Here is a 13,805-nt window from a genome sequence, read left to right on the forward strand (position 1 = left end):
CCTCAGCGTTCCGGCTGTTCGCTGCCTGCAAGAACCTGAGCGGCAAGCGTGCGCGTGATGCGGCTTTTCTGCTCAAGCGCCGCCCGGTCAAGCTTGTCAACGATCTGGATCGCAGACAGAAGCGAGCGCTCGATCCGGCTTACCAGATAGGCGACGACATGCGGCTCGACGCTTACCTGCCGGTCCGCGAAGAGCTTGTGAATGACGCCGGAAAGCAGCAGGTCGTCCGGTTCTGAAATTTCCACGACGGTTGCAGCCTTGAGACGCGAGGCAAGATCGGGGAGCTTGACATTCCAGTTCGCGGGCCACAAGCGGGAAGTCATAAGCAGCGAGGGCCCAAGTCCCTGAGCCGCATTCTGCCGAACGCTGTTGATGAGATGGAAAAGTCCGGTTTCATCGAAAGGCGCAGCACCTATATCGTCGATCAGCACCGGATATTCGGCAGCGCCGTTCACGGCTTCCTCGGTAATGTGCGTGGGGTCTACCAGAAGTGCGCCTGTTCCGGCGCGCCAGATTTCCGCCAGATGCGTCTTGCCTGATCCGGTCGGTCCGGCAAGGATCGTGACAGGCGACAGCCAATTCGGCCAGCGATCGATAAGATCGACGGCGGCACGGTTGGAATCCGTGACGATCATGTCTTCCCGATGATAACCGGGCTGATGCTCAAGATTCAACGGAATCTGGCGCGGTGCCTCACGCATCGCGGCCTCCTGCAAATCCCGTTTCAAATCCTGCCCGGTTACGACCCAGTCTCATTTCTCTTTGCCCGCATTCTCGCCTGCCTCGATCAGCGGCCCGGCGTCGGGGTTCGGCTGATGGTAGGCAGGATCATACATCGGTGAGTGGAGATAGCTATTCAATGCGAACCGCACAAGCACCCCGACTGCAGCCGCTGCGGGCACTGCCACCAGCATTCCGGTGAAGCCGAACAGCGAACCGAAGGCAAAAAGAGCGAACATGAGCCAGACCGGATGAAGCCCCACGGACGAGCCGACGAGCTTCGGCTGGAGGATGTTTCCTTCCACAAACTGACCAAGGAAAAACACACCCGCGACGGCACAGATCATGATCCAGTCAGGCCAGAACTGGACCAGCGCCACACCGATGGCGAGCGCCAGACCAACAAAGGAACCGATATAGGGAATAAAGCTGATGAGACCGGCAAAAAAGCCGATCAGCAGGCCGAAATTGAGCCCGGTCAGCGTAAGACCGATGGCGTAATAGGTTCCCAGAATGAGGCAGAGCGTTCCCTGTCCGCGAATGAAACCGGCGACGGCGGCATTCATCTCGCGGGCGATGCGGCGCACGGTATGAAGCTGGCGGCGCGGCACCCATGAATCGATGCTGCTCACCATGCGGTCCCAGTCCAGAAGCATGTAGAATGCAACCACCGGAGTGACGACGAAAAGCCCCGCAATATCGATCAGCGATTTCCCCGAATTCCACAGGGACTGAAGCAGGGTAGACAGGAAACCGGCGCCCTGCTGGAGCAGCGAACTCAGATTCTGCTGAATGACCGAACTGTCAATGCCGATATATTTCTTCAGCCATTGCGAATCCTCATTCGCCAGCAACGACTGCAACTGGGTGATGTATTCGGGGATTTTGGAAATGAAATCAGCGAGCTGCGTTGCGAGGATCGGCACGACGATCATCAGGCCGAGGATCAGCGCCATCAGGAAGATGAGCAGGATGACGATTGTAGCCGCAAGCCGGGACAGGCCGAAACGTTCGAGCCTGTCTGCGACAGGGTCGAGGAAATAGGCCAGCGCCATGCCCGCAACAAAAGGCAACAGCACTGAACTGAATACGATGAGAAACAGAATGAAGACCGCGACGGTCCCCACCCAGAACATCGCCTGACGACGTACCGAAGAGCCGGTCAGCGCGCCGACTTCCACATTGACGTGGATATCACCATCGCGAACTGTCGCTTCCGACTGACGGATCGTTCGACTGGCGCTCGTGCGCGTGGGTGTCGGTTTCTTGACCATGTGCGTCCATTTTCTAAGAAATGAGCTGGATAGAGCCAGTCCTGATAGCAGAATGGCGTTACGGATATCTTAGTGCGAACGGGAACAAGTTAGAACGGTTGCTGAGGATTGCAATGTCTGTGCGAAAAGCCAGACGAAACACAACCTTCTATCGAGTTATGGACGGTGCTTTACGATTTCAGGCAGAATCCTGCGCTGTTTCGCTCTTTTCAGGCTTTGTGGCCTTGCAGGCAGCGCCGTCTCGTGCCATTGCGCGCACATTCTCTTTTTATCGCATTTTTCTTGAGCAAAACCGTTACACGCTTTTGCCGAAAATGCATTAAACAGCTGCGTGGATAAGCACCCAATTTCAGGAGCAGGCCATGACCATGGAAAATAAGCCCGCCGATAAGTCTGTTGGCCAGAACGGCCTGACCTATGCGCAGGCTGGTGTCGACATCGATGCTGGTAACCTGATGGTCGAGAAGATCAAGCCCCTCGTGCGCTCCACGCGCCGCCCCGGTGCGGACGGAGAGATTGGCGGCTTTGGCGGCCTGTTCGACCTCAAGGCCGCTGGTTTCAGGGACCCGGTACTCGTTGCCGCCAATGACGGTGTCGGCACCAAGTTGAAGATCGCCATCGATGCCGACAAGCACGACACGGTAGGCATTGATCTTGTTGCCATGTGTGTCAACGATCTCGTCGTTCAGGGTGCTGAACCGCTTTTCTTCCTCGACTATTTTGCGACCGGCAAGCTTTCGCCGGATCAGGGTGTCGATATCGTCGCGGGTATCGCAGAAGGATGCCGACAAGCCGGTAGCGCACTGATCGGCGGTGAAACCGCTGAAATGCCCGGCATGTACGCGCAAGGCGATTACGATCTTGCCGGTTTCGCGGTTGGTGCGGCTGAACGCGACCGTTTGCTGCCGCGCGGCGATATTGCCGAAGGTGATGTCATACTCGGCCTTGCTTCGTCCGGTGTGCATTCCAACGGATTTTCTCTGGTGCGCCGCATCGTCGAACTCTCCGGCCTTGGCTGGAAGTCCGATGCCCCGTTCCAGCCGGGCGCGACGCTCGGCGAAGCACTGCTGACCCCGACACGCATTTATGTGAAGCCTCTTCTTGCCGCGATCCGCGCTTCGGACGGCATCAAGGCGCTGGCCCACATCACGGGCGGCGGTTTTCCCGACAATATTCCGCGCGTTCTGCCGGACGGTCTCGCTGCCGAAATCGATCTTGCGTCCATTTCCGTTCCGCCAGTCTTCTCCTGGCTTGCCAAGACGGGCGGCGTCGAGCCAACCGAAATGCTCCGCACCTTCAATTGCGGCATCGGCATGATTTCCGTCGTGAAGCCTGAGAAGGTCGACGACGTTCTGGCTGCCCTTGCCGCTGAAGGCGAAAAGGTCGTCACGCTGGGCCGGATGGTGAAGCGCGAAAAGGACGGCGTCGTCTACAAGGGCACGCTATCGCTATGAGCCGCAAGCGGGTCGTCATCTTCATTTCGGGCGGCGGCTCCAATATGGAGGCGCTGATCCGCGCCGCTGAAGCCACCGATTTTCCGGCTGAAGTCGTGGCGGTCTTTTCCGACAAGGTAGAAGCTGGCGGACTTGCCAAGGCGCAGGCTGCCGGTATTGCCACGCAGGTTTTCAAGCGCAAGGATTACGCCTCGAAGGATGAGCATGAAGATGCCATTCTGGACGCGCTTGCCGCGTTGCAGCCGGATATCATTTGCCTTGCCGGCTACATGCGTCTTCTGTCAGGCCGCTTCATTGCTCCCTATGAAGGCCGCATTCTCAACATTCATCCTTCCCTGCTGCCGCTTTTCCCCGGACTGCATACCCATCAGCGCGCGCTGGATGCGGGTATGAAAGTCGCAGGCTGTACGGTCCATCTTGTAACGGAAGGGATGGACGAAGGCCCAATTCTGGCGCAAGCGGCAGTGCCCGTATTCACTGGCGATAATGCCGAAGCGCTTGCAGCCCGCGTTCTGAAAGCCGAGCATCAACTTTATGCCCTGGCCCTTCGCAAATTTGCCGGTGAACGGACAGAACAGTTGGACGGCATGGTCGTCAGCGCCTGACGGTTCTATCCGCGGCAAATTCATCACAGCCCAATTTTTTTGTTAATAAAACTTTAATTTCCCGCAAAAAGCTCTAATTCCCCCTCGTAACGGAACTTGCTTCGGCAAATCTCGTTAAGGGACGTGTAAGCGTCTCTTTCAATATGTGTTTTAGAAGAGGACAAGGACATGTCTCTCCGTTTTTCGACTTCCTTCCTTTCGGCAATGGCCGTTATTTCCGGCATTGCGGTTACGGCTCCAGCCATTGCTGCCGACTACGTAGCTCCTCCCGCTTCGGGTCGCACCCAGCCGCGCTCGGAAGTCGGCACGCTGTCCTGCGATATTTCTCCTGCCATCGGCGTCATCATCGGCAGCCAGCAGGATGTGGACTGCGTATTCAGACCCGCCCGTGGACGTGGTCCGCTTGAACGTTACACCGGGACGATTACCAAGCTCGGCATCGATGTCGGTTTCATCAATGGCGGCCGTGTCGCCTGGGCCGTCTGGGCTCCGACCGTTCGTCCGGAAGGCGCTCTTCAGGGCCGTTATGTCGGCGCATCCGCCAATGCAGCGATTGGCGTGGGCTTCGGCACCAACGTCCTGACCGGCGGTTCGTGGAAGACGATTTCGCTTCAGCCGATTTCGCTCCAGGGCCAGCGCGGCCTGAATGCTGCTGTGGGCGTTTCCAAGCTGAGACTGCGTTACGCTGGCTAACGAGCAGCGCGATTAAACAACAACGCCGGGGCGCATATATAGTTTATATATGCGCCCCGGCGTTGTTGGATAAATATTTATGAGTTTATTTTTCGAATCCAGATTTTGGTGTCATGCACTGCCAGCCCGCCATAGGGTGCGGCAGGTTCAGCACCGATCAATATATTGATCCCCTCGCCGCGCTCGAATGTCGAGTTTGGAAAAATGCCCTCCGACACGACAACCCCGCGCTTTTGCCCTGCACGCAGCACGGCATGAAGCACCAGCTCGCCGCGATGATTGCCGATCTCGATCCGCTCGCCATTCTCGATGCCAAGCCCCACCGCATCATCAGGATGAATGAGCAGTTCTGGCCGGATTTCCTTGGCGAGCGATGTTGGCGTTTCGGCAAAGGTCGAGTTCAGGAAATTATGTGCCGGTGAGGTCGTCATACGGAAGGGATGCTCGGCATCCGCCGTTTCGATCACTTCCCAATAATCCGGAAACTCGGGGATCGACTGGAATGCTCCCTGCAGCCCCATGACTTCCGGTGGCTTGTTCGGCGAAGGGCTTCCAGTCCAGTCCGGACGAAAGCGGAATTTGCCGTCCGGCCATTTGAAGCCATTGATATAGTGTGCTTCCTCAAACGGCGGCTGGAGATCGACAAACCGCTTTTCCTTCAACTCGTCGAATTGTGGAAGGTCGCTATTGGCATTCATGTTGTCGATCAGCGTGCGCTCGTCCAGATCAAAGCCCGGCAGATGCGCAACGCCAAGACGCTTTGCCAGCTCGTTGATAACGAAGATGTTCGGACGCGCATCGGCGAGAGGCTCGATCAGCTTCGGACCCAGAACCACATGCTGTTGCCCGCCGCCGCGATAGATATCGTCATGCTCGAGGAACGTGGTGGCGGGCAGGACGACATCGGCCATCTTCGCCGTGTCGGTCATGAACTGTTCGTGCACGGCGACGAACAAATCCTCGCGCGCGAAACCTTTGCGCACCAGCCGCTGTTCCGGTGTCACATTCATCGGGTTGGTGTTCTGGATCAGCATGGCCATGACGGGCGGCCCGCCATAGAGCGCTTCCGCGTCCCCAGTGAGAATGCGACCGATCTTCGACTGATCGAGAAAACGAAGCCCTATATCCTGCATGGCGCGACCTTCGATCTCGCGCTTGTCCATCTTGAAGATGCCGGAGTTCGAATGGAATGCCCCGCCGCCTTCATAAAGGAAAGCGCCCGTCACGCAGGCAATCGACGCGGCGGCGTGCATGTTCACTGCGCCATTGCGCTGACGGGTGAAACCATAGCCGAGGCGGAAATAGCTACGCTTGGTCTTGCCGACGAGATGTGCAAACGCCTCGATCTCTTCCACGGTCAGGCCGGTAATTGCGGCTGCCCATTCCGGTGTGCGGGTCTGAAGATGGGCTTCCAGCCCTTTCGGGTCGTCGGTGTAACGCTCCAGATAATCCCAATCGGCAAGTCCGTCACGGAACAGCACGTGCATGACGGCACAGGCAAAGGCGCCATCCGTGCCCGGTTTCAGCACGATTCCCATATCCGCTTGCCGGACGGTCGCATTGGCGTAAACATCGATGACGACGATCTTCGCGCCGCGATCCTTGCGCGCGCGAACCGCGTGGGTCATCACATTGACCTGCGTGGCAGCGGCATTGGTACCCCAGATCACCACAACATCGGCTTTTGCCATTTCACGCGGATCGGGACCGGTCAGGCTTCCTGTTCCGGCAAAATAGCCGGTCCAGGCCATGTTGGTGCAGAAACTGTCAAACTGGTTGGAATAGCGCTTGGCAAAGCGCAGGCGATTGATCGAGTCGCGCTGCACCAGCCCCATAGTGCCCGCATAGTAATACGGCCAGACGCTTTCGCTGCCATAATCGCGCTCGGCTTTCAGAAAGCGCTCGGCGATGAGATCAAGTACGGCTTCCCATGAAGCCTGCTTCCACTGCCCAGCACCTTTCGCACCGGCGCGAACCAGCGGATGCTTCAGGCGGTCGGGATGATGAACCCGTTCCGCATAACGCGCCACCTTGGCGCAGATGACGCCAGCCGTGTAGCTGTTGTCCTTCGCGCCGCGCACGCGCCCGATGGTGCGCTCATCGAGAATCTCGACATCGAGCGCGCAAGTTGACGGGCAGTCGTGCGGACAAGCCGAATGACCTGTTTTGATGTTCGAGATGGGAGCGTGCTGGTTCATGGCACTTTAATATATCAACCCACTTCTCGCAGAAACGAAATTCTGCCGGAAGATTGTCACTGTGACGAAATAAATTTTCACGACAGGCGCAATGAAATCGCCCCAAGGACGATCAGGCCTGCAGCGATGAAACGCGGTAGCCCGACTTTTTCCTTCAACACCAACACCGAGATGAGCACGCCGAAGAGGATAGCCGTTTCGCGGAGTGCCGCCACAACGGCAATCGGGGCCATGGTCATCGCCCACAACGCCAAACCGTAGGAACCAAGAGTTCCAACACCGCCTATTATGGCCGGTCGCCAATGATTGCGCAGATAACGGGTGAACCGGTCTGGTTCACGATAGAATGCCCAACCCGCGAGCGGTATGGCGTTCATAATGAATAGCCACAGCGTATAGGACAATGGCGCACCGGAAACGCGCACGCCCAGACCGTCAATAATTGTATAACTGGCGATGAAACCTGCATTTGCCAGAGCAAGCAAAGCCGTGCGACTTGATGTACCGCGATTTCTGCGGCGGGCATCAAGAGCCATTGCAAGGACACCGGAACAGATCAGCGCTATGCCGAGCCAGCTTTGCCACCCCATAACTTCACCGACGAGCGGGCCACTCACCAAAGCCACAATCAAAGGCGGCGTGCCGCGCATGATGGGATATGCTTCGCTCATGTCGCCAGATTTATAGGCCGCAGCCACGAGCGACATATAGAATACCTGCGTGACGGTCGAGGCCATTATGTAGCCCCAGCTTGCAGGGTTCGGCAGCGGCAGAAAAGGCAGAATAAAAAGCGCAATCAAACCGGCAGCGCTGGTCACACTCGCGGCGCCAAAGAACTTGTCTCCGCTCCCCTTTACGATAGCGTTCCAGCTCGCGTGAAGGAACGCGCCAAAGAGGACGATCAGAAGGACGCCACCAGACATTTCGGGACTCGACTCAAGCAATAAGGAGCGGATGTTGAAGGCTGTATGTCACATTTGTGACGGGAGAGATATTGCAGGAACGACGCAGACCGGGGTCTTTTTGAGTATCTCCGCCTCTTGCCGAAAACAGGCGGACATGAAACAAGCGCAACCATGAATTATCGTCACGCCTATCACGCCGGAAATTTTGCGGATGTCGTCAAACACGTCATCCTGACCCGCCTTGTCGAATATCTGAAACGCAAGGATCAGGCCTTTCGTGTCATCGACACACATGCAGGCATTGGTCTTTACGATCTGAAAGGTATCGAAGCAGGCAAGACCGGCGAATGGACGGGCGGCATCGACCGCATCGTGGAGGCGGTGAAAAAAGGGCAGGTCGAGCAGCCTGTGCTGGAGTTGCTGGAACCCTATCTCGCTGCCGTTCGTGCGGTCAATGAAGGTGAAAAGCTTCGCCATTATCCGGGCTCGCCGCTTGTCGTCCGACATTTGTTGCGCAAACAGGACCGCTTGTCCGCGCTGGAATTGCATCCGCAGGATTCCACCAAGCTGGCGAAACTCTTCGACGGTGATTATCAGGTTCGCGTAACCGAGCTTGACGGCTGGCTTGCGCTTGGCGCTCACCTTCCGCCGAAGGAAAAACGCGGCATGGTGCTGGTCGATCCACCCTTTGAAAAGGAAGGCGAATTTGATCGCCTTGTCGACGGTCTGGTCAAGGCGCATAAGCGCTTCGGCGGCGGCATCTATGCACTCTGGTATCCGGTAAAGGACCGCAAGGAAACGGAGCGGTTCACCAGACAGCTCCGTGAAACCGGCATCCCGAAGATCATGCAGATCGAGCTCGCGATTCGCGCACCGTCCGCCGAACCGCGTCTTGACGGCACGGGCATGATTGTCGTCAACCCGCCCTATACACTTGAAAGTGAGATGCAAACCCTGCTTCCCTGCCTTACCAAGCTTCTGACTGAGGAAAAAGGGAGCAATTTCAGCATCAGGTGGGTGCGCAGCGAGGCTGATCGCACTTGACCCGCGTGAATTGCTGACGGAAACTGCGCCTCAACGCTTCGGCTATCATAGACTCGAGCGGGTGCGAGCCCGCAATTTGGGACAGGACAGAGATATGCAACGAACCCTGGAACGTATCGGACAGTATTCACGCGCAGCCCTGTTTGCGGCGTCTGTCCTCCCCCTGACGCTTGTGTCTCTGCCGGCCAGCGCCGCAGATTATCTTGCTTCAGCGCCTGTGGGTATTGCCGATGCTGGCGCATGCAGTCAGCAAAGTGTGTTGCGCTCGGTGGTTTCAGATTTTGGCTATCAGGTGCGTCATGTCCCGAATCTGCCGCAGGTCGGCATTTCGGCAATGAGCGATGTTCAGCTAACGCGCTTTGAGCCGAAGACCAATCCGGCCCAGATCGAGCGCACCTATTGCAAGGCAACCGCCGTTCTGACCGACGGTCAGTACCGTTCGGTCTGGTATATGGTCGAAGAAGGTCAGGGCTTTGCCTCGATGGGACGGAACGTTGAATTCTGCGTCGACGGTTTCGACCGCTGGTATGTTTACGACGCGAGCTGCCGCGTTCTTCGCTAAAATTAAGCGGCTTGATACGGTCGGCCGTTGAATGAGTGGAGGGCATATGCTGCGGAAGTTTGGTGCGGCTGCGGCTATGTTGCTCGCAACGGCAGTCGCGAGTGTTTTGGCAGTTGGGCCGGGCCGGGCCGATGACATTCCGGGCGAGTTCGACTTCTACGTCCTCGCCCTCTCCTGGTCACCCAGCTATTGCGCATCGGAAGGCCCCCGCGCCAACAAGCAGCAATGTGGAACCAGCCGTCCCTTCGGTTTCGTGGTGCATGGTCTCTGGCCGCAGAACGAATGGGGTTACCCGGCGAACTGTCAGCTCGATAACGTCCGCAGTCGGGGCGGCTATGTCCCTCGCCAGATTATCTCCAGCCTGTCAGACATCATGCCCGCTGCCGGTCTTGTCGCTTATCAATGGCGCAAGCATGGCAGTTGCTCCGGCCTGTCGCAGGACAAATATTTTTCCACGCTGCGCAATGCCTTTGATCAGATCAACATTCCGCCCAGCTTGCGCAATCTGGCGAGTGGGCGCCGTGTGGACCCTCTACTCGTCGAAAAAGCCTTTATCGCCGCCAATCCCGGCATGAAGCCGGACGGAATTTCGGTGAGCTGCAAGCGAAACTATCTTCAGGAAGTTCGCATCTGCATGACAAAGGACCTGCGATATCGCGCATGCGGTCAGGTCAATGCCAATGTCTGCCGAAGCCGCTCCGTCATGATGCCCGCAACACAATGATCTATCAGGAATAAACGATGACACAGATTCTCTATTCGCCCGCTTCGCCCTATAGCGCGAAGGTCCGTATGGCCGCTCACTATGCCGGCATTCCGTTTGAAAGCATTGTCGTCAATACGTCGGCGGAACCGGAGAATCTTATCCATGCCAATCCACTTGGAAAAATCCCGACGCTGGTGACGGATGACGGAAAGTCCGTTTTCGACAGCCGTGCAATCACCCAGTATCTGAACCGGGTTTCGGGCAACAAGCTCTTCCCACGCAATGCGGAAAAGCGCACCGATGCCGAGCGCTATGAAGCCATCGCCGATGGTCTTTGCGACGTGCTTCTGGCGCATGTCTATGAGCGGCGTCTTCGCCCTGAAGAGAAAATTCATCAGCCCTGGCTCGACTTGCAATGGCGCAAGGCCGAACGGGCGCTCGACCTTCTCAACGAAGCGCCACCGCGCCTGGCGGGCAAGCTGCATGGCGGTCATATCGCCGTTGCTGCCGCGCTCGGCTATCTGGCGCTGCGCTTTGAAGGCAAATGGGAACGCAATCGCCCCAAGCTCAAGCGCTGGATGAAGCGTTTTCAGGAACTGCATCCAGAACTGACGGAACTGCTGCCGCGCGGTTGAGTTATCTGGAAATGAAGGAGAAACCCCGGATTTTCCGGGGTTTCTTTTTGTTGTTTATTGGTTCTTGTCGAGCGCCTGCAATATCCGATAGGCGGCTTTTACGCGTTCGTCGATCGGATAATTCCGGTTTGCAAGCAGAACGATTCCGGTCTTCTTCGCTGGAAGGAAAGCCGCATAGGCGCCGAAGCCATTGGTCGAGCCTGTCTTGTTGATCAGGACGTCTGCTGACGGCTGCAAGGGCTGGTCAAATTTCTCGACTTTGTGCGACTTCAGCGCCATGTCGGACGAATTGCCCGTAAGAAGCGTCTTGAGCGAGGTTGGATAGGTATAGAACTCCCAGCCAAGTCCCTGATTGTTGGCACCAACATGATAGTAACCCGTATGTGTCGCGGCCATGGCCTTCTGGAAATCAGGCTCCAGCGACGAACTGTCGATGTTCAGTTCCACAAAGCGGATGAGATCAGGCGCTGTTGTCTTGATGCCATAGGCCTGCGCATCGAGGGCACCGCCCGATACCCGGATCGGCTTGTCGGTTTTGGAGTAGCCGTAAGCGTAATTCTTCATCCGGCTTTCCGGCACATTGACGAAGGTGTTCTTCAGACCGAATGCGGGCAGAAGCTTTTGCTCCATCAGGACATCGAACGGCTTGTCCATGCTTCGCGCCGCCAGATAGCCGAACAGGCCGATACTGGGGTTCGAATAACGGCGCTGCGTGCCCGCCGGATAGTCCGGCTTCCAGTTCTTGAAGTAAGACAGCATTGAACTGTCATCGGTGACAGCATCGGGAAATTGCAGAGGCAATCCGCCCGGCGTGTAGGTTCCGAGATCAAGCATGGTGATCTTGTCGAAGCTGCTGCCTGCCAGTTCGGGAGCCCATTTGGTGGCCGGATCGGACAGAGCGAACGCACCGGTCGCCAGCCCATAGCCTCCGAGCGTCGCGGTAAACGTCTTGCTGACTGAACCAATCTCGAAAATCGTGTCTTCATCGACTTTCTGTCCACTTTCCTTCGATGCCACGCCATAGCCGAAGAAGTGGCTCTTGCCGTCGATGGTTATGGCAACCGCCATGCCGGGAATCTTCTGCTCGGCCATGAGCGGGCGTACGGTCTCATCGACGATGCGGCGCAGGTCACTATGGTCTGCAGCAAACGCGCCGCTATTAGCGGCAGTGGCGAGGAAACCAATCAAAAATATCGTAGATTTTCTCATGACAGATAAATAAACCTCATGATTATGCGTTCCGCTGCGTCTTTTTCAAGACATAGCCGGTATTGCGCGATCCATTATATTGAAGCCCGCTTACAGCATTTTTTCAACGCTTCTGCGGGATATAAGCCTTTCAGGCCCTGCTGATATACGATGCTTGCGCAAAGAGGACAAACGACGTTATCTAGCATTTGGCATTAGAAAAATTTGGGGCAATATGGTTCGTCCGCATCTCCCGCTCAATTCCCTGCGCGCCTTCGAAGCTTCGGCGCGTCACCTGAGTTTTACGAAGGCCGCGATTGAACTTTGCGTCACGCAGGCGGCCGTCAGCCATCAGGTCAAAAGTCTGGAAACCCGTCTGAATGTGACTTTGTTCGAGCGCCTGCCCCGTGGGCTCATGCTGACAAATGAGGGGGAAACGCTGCTTCCCACATTGAAGGACGCATTTGACAGGATTGCCGGTACGCTTGAGCGTTTCGAGGCGGGGCATTATCGGGAAATATTGCGGGTCGGCGCTGTCGGCACGTTGGCCGTCGGCTGGCTTCTGCCACGTCTGCGCGATTTTCAGAATCGCTACCCGTTCATCGATCTGCGGCTTTCGACCAACAATAACCGGGTGGACATAGCGGCAGAGGGTCTGGACTACGCCATCCGTTTCGGCAGCGGCGCCTGGCACGGCATCGATGCAACCGCGCTGTTGGAAGCGCCTTTGTCGCCGCTTTGCATCCCGGAACTGGCACATGAATTGCGAACACCGGCCGATCTCGCGCGGCATACTTTGTTGCGTTCCTATCGTGCCGATGAATGGACGCAATGGTTTCTGGCGGCGGGCGTCACAGGCGACATGCCCCTGCCCCGAAGCATCATGTTCGATTCGTCACTCGCGATGATGGAAGCAGCCATGCAGGGAGCGGGTATCGCACTGGCCCCACCGCTGATGTTCGCCCGGCAATTGCTGTCGGAAACCATCATCCAGCCATTTGAGACGACGGTGACGATGGGCAGCTACTGGCTGACAAGGCTACAATCACGGACGGAAACCGAAGCGATGGCCGCATTTCGCGACTGGCTGACAGATGCTGCGAACAACTGAACCGGAAAAAACGCAACAAAAAACCGGGCAGTTGCCTGCCCGGTTTTCCGTGTTCAATTATCAGATAATTAGAACTTGTAGCCAACGCCGACGCGGATGTCGTGGGTGTCGAGCTTGTTACGAACCGTTTCGGTGCCAAGATCATAGGTCTTGTTGCCGAACTGGGTGTAACGGTATTCGACGCGGCCCAGGATGTTGTCCGTGAGCTTGGCTTCCAGACCGGCACCAGCAGTCCAACCAACGCGGAACTTGCTTTCGTCGTCAAAGCCGTTGTCGAGCTTAACCTGCGAACCGGCAACACCAGCCGTGATGTACGGCATAACCGGGTTCAGGTCGTAGCCGAGACGTGCACGCAGCGAGCCTTCGAAGCCCTGCTTGACTTCCAGACCGTCCTTGGACTTCTTGGCCCAGGAGTAACCGGCGTCGCCTTCAACACCATATACGAACTGATCCTGCTGGAAGTTCCAACCAGCGTAAGCGCCAGCCTTCATGTCGTCCGGCTTAACGGTGCCTACGGTGTCGGTCTTGGCCTTGTTCCAGCCGTAACCGAGGTACAGACCGGTGTAGCCACCAGCCCAGCTATACTGCGGAGCCATTTCAACCGGAGCCGGAACAGGAGGCTGTTCCTGAATGGCATCAGCAGCGAAAGCAGTCGCAGAGAACGGCAGCAGCGCAGCCGAGGCGATTACGAGAGACTTAAGAGTGCGCAT

At 57.0% G+C, this 13,805-nt stretch carries 14 protein-coding genes; 8 read left to right on the top strand and 6 right to left on the bottom strand.

Annotated features, from left to right (window positions below; translation table 11 throughout):
• Positions 1-2 precede the first annotated feature (2 nt).
• Positions 3-701, bottom strand: coding sequence for a DnaA regulatory inactivator HdaA (hdaA, locus tag ACYSN1_RS03215; protein WP_461724358.1), 699 nt, complete (start codon positions 699-701; stop codon positions 3-5).
• A gap of 51 nt (positions 702-752) precedes the next feature.
• Entirely contained in the window at positions 753-1,994 is a 1,242-nt protein-coding gene (locus ACYSN1_RS03220) for an AI-2E family transporter (protein WP_192799419.1), read from the bottom strand.
• A gap of 362 nt (positions 1,995-2,356) precedes the next feature.
• Between ACYSN1_RS03220 and purM the strand changes: the two genes are divergently transcribed.
• The 3 genes from purM (at position 2,357) to ACYSN1_RS03235 (ending at position 4,746) form a co-directional block, all read left to right on the top strand.
• On the top strand, positions 2,357-3,448 hold the full coding sequence (gene purM, locus ACYSN1_RS03225) for a phosphoribosylformylglycinamidine cyclo-ligase (protein WP_461724359.1): 1,092 nt from the start codon (positions 2,357-2,359) through the stop codon (positions 3,446-3,448).
• Positions 3,445-4,053: a phosphoribosylglycinamide formyltransferase gene (gene purN / locus ACYSN1_RS03230; RefSeq protein ID WP_461724360.1), complete on the top strand. Its 609-nt coding sequence runs from the start codon at positions 3,445-3,447 to the stop codon at positions 4,051-4,053. The genes purM and purN overlap by 4 nt, the downstream gene beginning before the upstream one ends.
• A gap of 168 nt (positions 4,054-4,221) precedes the next feature.
• On the top strand, positions 4,222-4,746 hold the full coding sequence (locus ACYSN1_RS03235; RefSeq protein WP_461724361.1) for a DUF992 domain-containing protein: 525 nt from the start codon (positions 4,222-4,224) through the stop codon (positions 4,744-4,746).
• 77 nt (positions 4,747-4,823) lie between these two features.
• Here ACYSN1_RS03235 and ACYSN1_RS03240 read toward each other — a convergent pair whose 3' ends face one another.
• Positions 4,824-6,944: a molybdopterin oxidoreductase family protein gene (locus ACYSN1_RS03240; protein WP_461724362.1), complete on the bottom strand. Its 2,121-nt coding sequence runs from the start codon at positions 6,942-6,944 to the stop codon at positions 4,824-4,826.
• A gap of 77 nt (positions 6,945-7,021) precedes the next feature.
• Complete coding sequence (locus ACYSN1_RS03245) at positions 7,022-7,867, bottom strand: DMT family transporter (RefSeq protein WP_461724363.1); 846 nt, start codon at positions 7,865-7,867, stop codon at positions 7,022-7,024.
• Positions 7,868-8,020: 153 nt separating this feature from the next.
• Between ACYSN1_RS03245 and ACYSN1_RS03250 the strand changes: the two genes are divergently transcribed.
• The 4 genes from ACYSN1_RS03250 (at position 8,021) to ACYSN1_RS03265 (ending at position 10,796) form a co-directional block, all read left to right on the top strand.
• Positions 8,021-8,893: a 23S rRNA (adenine(2030)-N(6))-methyltransferase RlmJ gene (locus tag ACYSN1_RS03250; RefSeq protein WP_461724364.1), complete on the top strand. Its 873-nt coding sequence runs from the start codon at positions 8,021-8,023 to the stop codon at positions 8,891-8,893.
• A gap of 94 nt (positions 8,894-8,987) precedes the next feature.
• Positions 8,988-9,455 carry a phage portal protein gene (locus ACYSN1_RS03255; RefSeq protein ID WP_140019821.1) on the top strand — a complete coding sequence of 156 codons (468 nt, stop codon included), beginning with the start codon at positions 8,988-8,990 and terminating at the stop codon, positions 9,453-9,455.
• Positions 9,456-9,501: 46 nt separating this feature from the next.
• Positions 9,502-10,179: a ribonuclease T2 family protein gene (locus ACYSN1_RS03260; protein WP_461724365.1), complete on the top strand. Its 678-nt coding sequence runs from the start codon at positions 9,502-9,504 to the stop codon at positions 10,177-10,179.
• A gap of 17 nt (positions 10,180-10,196) precedes the next feature.
• Entirely contained in the window at positions 10,197-10,796 is a 600-nt protein-coding gene (locus ACYSN1_RS03265; RefSeq protein WP_461724366.1) for a glutathione S-transferase, read from the top strand.
• 54 nt (positions 10,797-10,850) lie between these two features.
• On the opposite strand, the gene blaOCH is transcribed toward ACYSN1_RS03265, so the two are convergent.
• Complete coding sequence (gene blaOCH / locus ACYSN1_RS03270) at positions 10,851-12,005, bottom strand: OCH family extended-spectrum class C beta-lactamase (protein WP_461724367.1); 1,155 nt, start codon at positions 12,003-12,005, stop codon at positions 10,851-10,853.
• Between the two features lie 214 nt (positions 12,006-12,219).
• Here blaOCH and ACYSN1_RS03275 point away from each other — a divergent pair, with 214 nt between their 5' ends.
• Positions 12,220-13,095 (top strand): LysR family transcriptional regulator, encoded by an 876-nt coding sequence (locus ACYSN1_RS03275; protein ID WP_461724368.1) that lies wholly within the window; start codon positions 12,220-12,222, stop codon positions 13,093-13,095.
• 68 nt (positions 13,096-13,163) lie between these two features.
• Here ACYSN1_RS03275 and omp25 read toward each other — a convergent pair whose 3' ends face one another.
• Complete coding sequence (omp25, locus tag ACYSN1_RS03280; protein WP_461724369.1) at positions 13,164-13,805, bottom strand: outer membrane protein Omp25; 642 nt, start codon at positions 13,803-13,805, stop codon at positions 13,164-13,166.

Source organism: Brucella sp. LJL56 (assembly GCF_054871705.1).

Excerpts from the sequence above, each read along its gene's own strand:
- hdaA (WP_461724358.1), bottom strand. The coding sequence starts at position 701 with ATGCGTGAGGCACCGCGCCAGATTCCGTTGAATCTTGAGCATCAGCCC.
- ACYSN1_RS03220 (WP_192799419.1), bottom strand. The coding sequence starts at position 1,994 with ATGGTCAAGAAACCGACACCCACGCGCACGAGCGCCAGTCGAACGATC.
- purM (WP_461724359.1), top strand. The coding sequence starts at position 2,357 with ATGACCATGGAAAATAAGCCCGCCGATAAGTCTGTTGGCCAGAACGGC.
- purN (WP_461724360.1), top strand. The coding sequence starts at position 3,445 with ATGAGCCGCAAGCGGGTCGTCATCTTCATTTCGGGCGGCGGCTCCAAT.
- ACYSN1_RS03235 (WP_461724361.1), top strand. The coding sequence starts at position 4,222 with ATGTCTCTCCGTTTTTCGACTTCCTTCCTTTCGGCAATGGCCGTTATT.
- ACYSN1_RS03240 (WP_461724362.1), bottom strand. The coding sequence starts at position 6,944 with ATGAACCAGCACGCTCCCATCTCGAACATCAAAACAGGTCATTCGGCT.
- ACYSN1_RS03245 (WP_461724363.1), bottom strand. The coding sequence starts at position 7,867 with ATGTCTGGTGGCGTCCTTCTGATCGTCCTCTTTGGCGCGTTCCTTCAC.
- ACYSN1_RS03250 (WP_461724364.1), top strand. The coding sequence starts at position 8,021 with ATGAATTATCGTCACGCCTATCACGCCGGAAATTTTGCGGATGTCGTC.
- ACYSN1_RS03255 (WP_140019821.1), top strand. The coding sequence starts at position 8,988 with ATGCAACGAACCCTGGAACGTATCGGACAGTATTCACGCGCAGCCCTG.
- ACYSN1_RS03260 (WP_461724365.1), top strand. The coding sequence starts at position 9,502 with ATGCTGCGGAAGTTTGGTGCGGCTGCGGCTATGTTGCTCGCAACGGCA.
- ACYSN1_RS03265 (WP_461724366.1), top strand. The coding sequence starts at position 10,197 with ATGACACAGATTCTCTATTCGCCCGCTTCGCCCTATAGCGCGAAGGTC.
- blaOCH (WP_461724367.1), bottom strand. The coding sequence starts at position 12,005 with ATGAGAAAATCTACGATATTTTTGATTGGTTTCCTCGCCACTGCCGCT.
- ACYSN1_RS03275 (WP_461724368.1), top strand. The coding sequence starts at position 12,220 with ATGGTTCGTCCGCATCTCCCGCTCAATTCCCTGCGCGCCTTCGAAGCT.
- omp25 (WP_461724369.1), bottom strand. The coding sequence starts at position 13,805 with ATGCGCACTCTTAAGTCTCTCGTAATCGCCTCGGCTGCGCTGCTGCCG.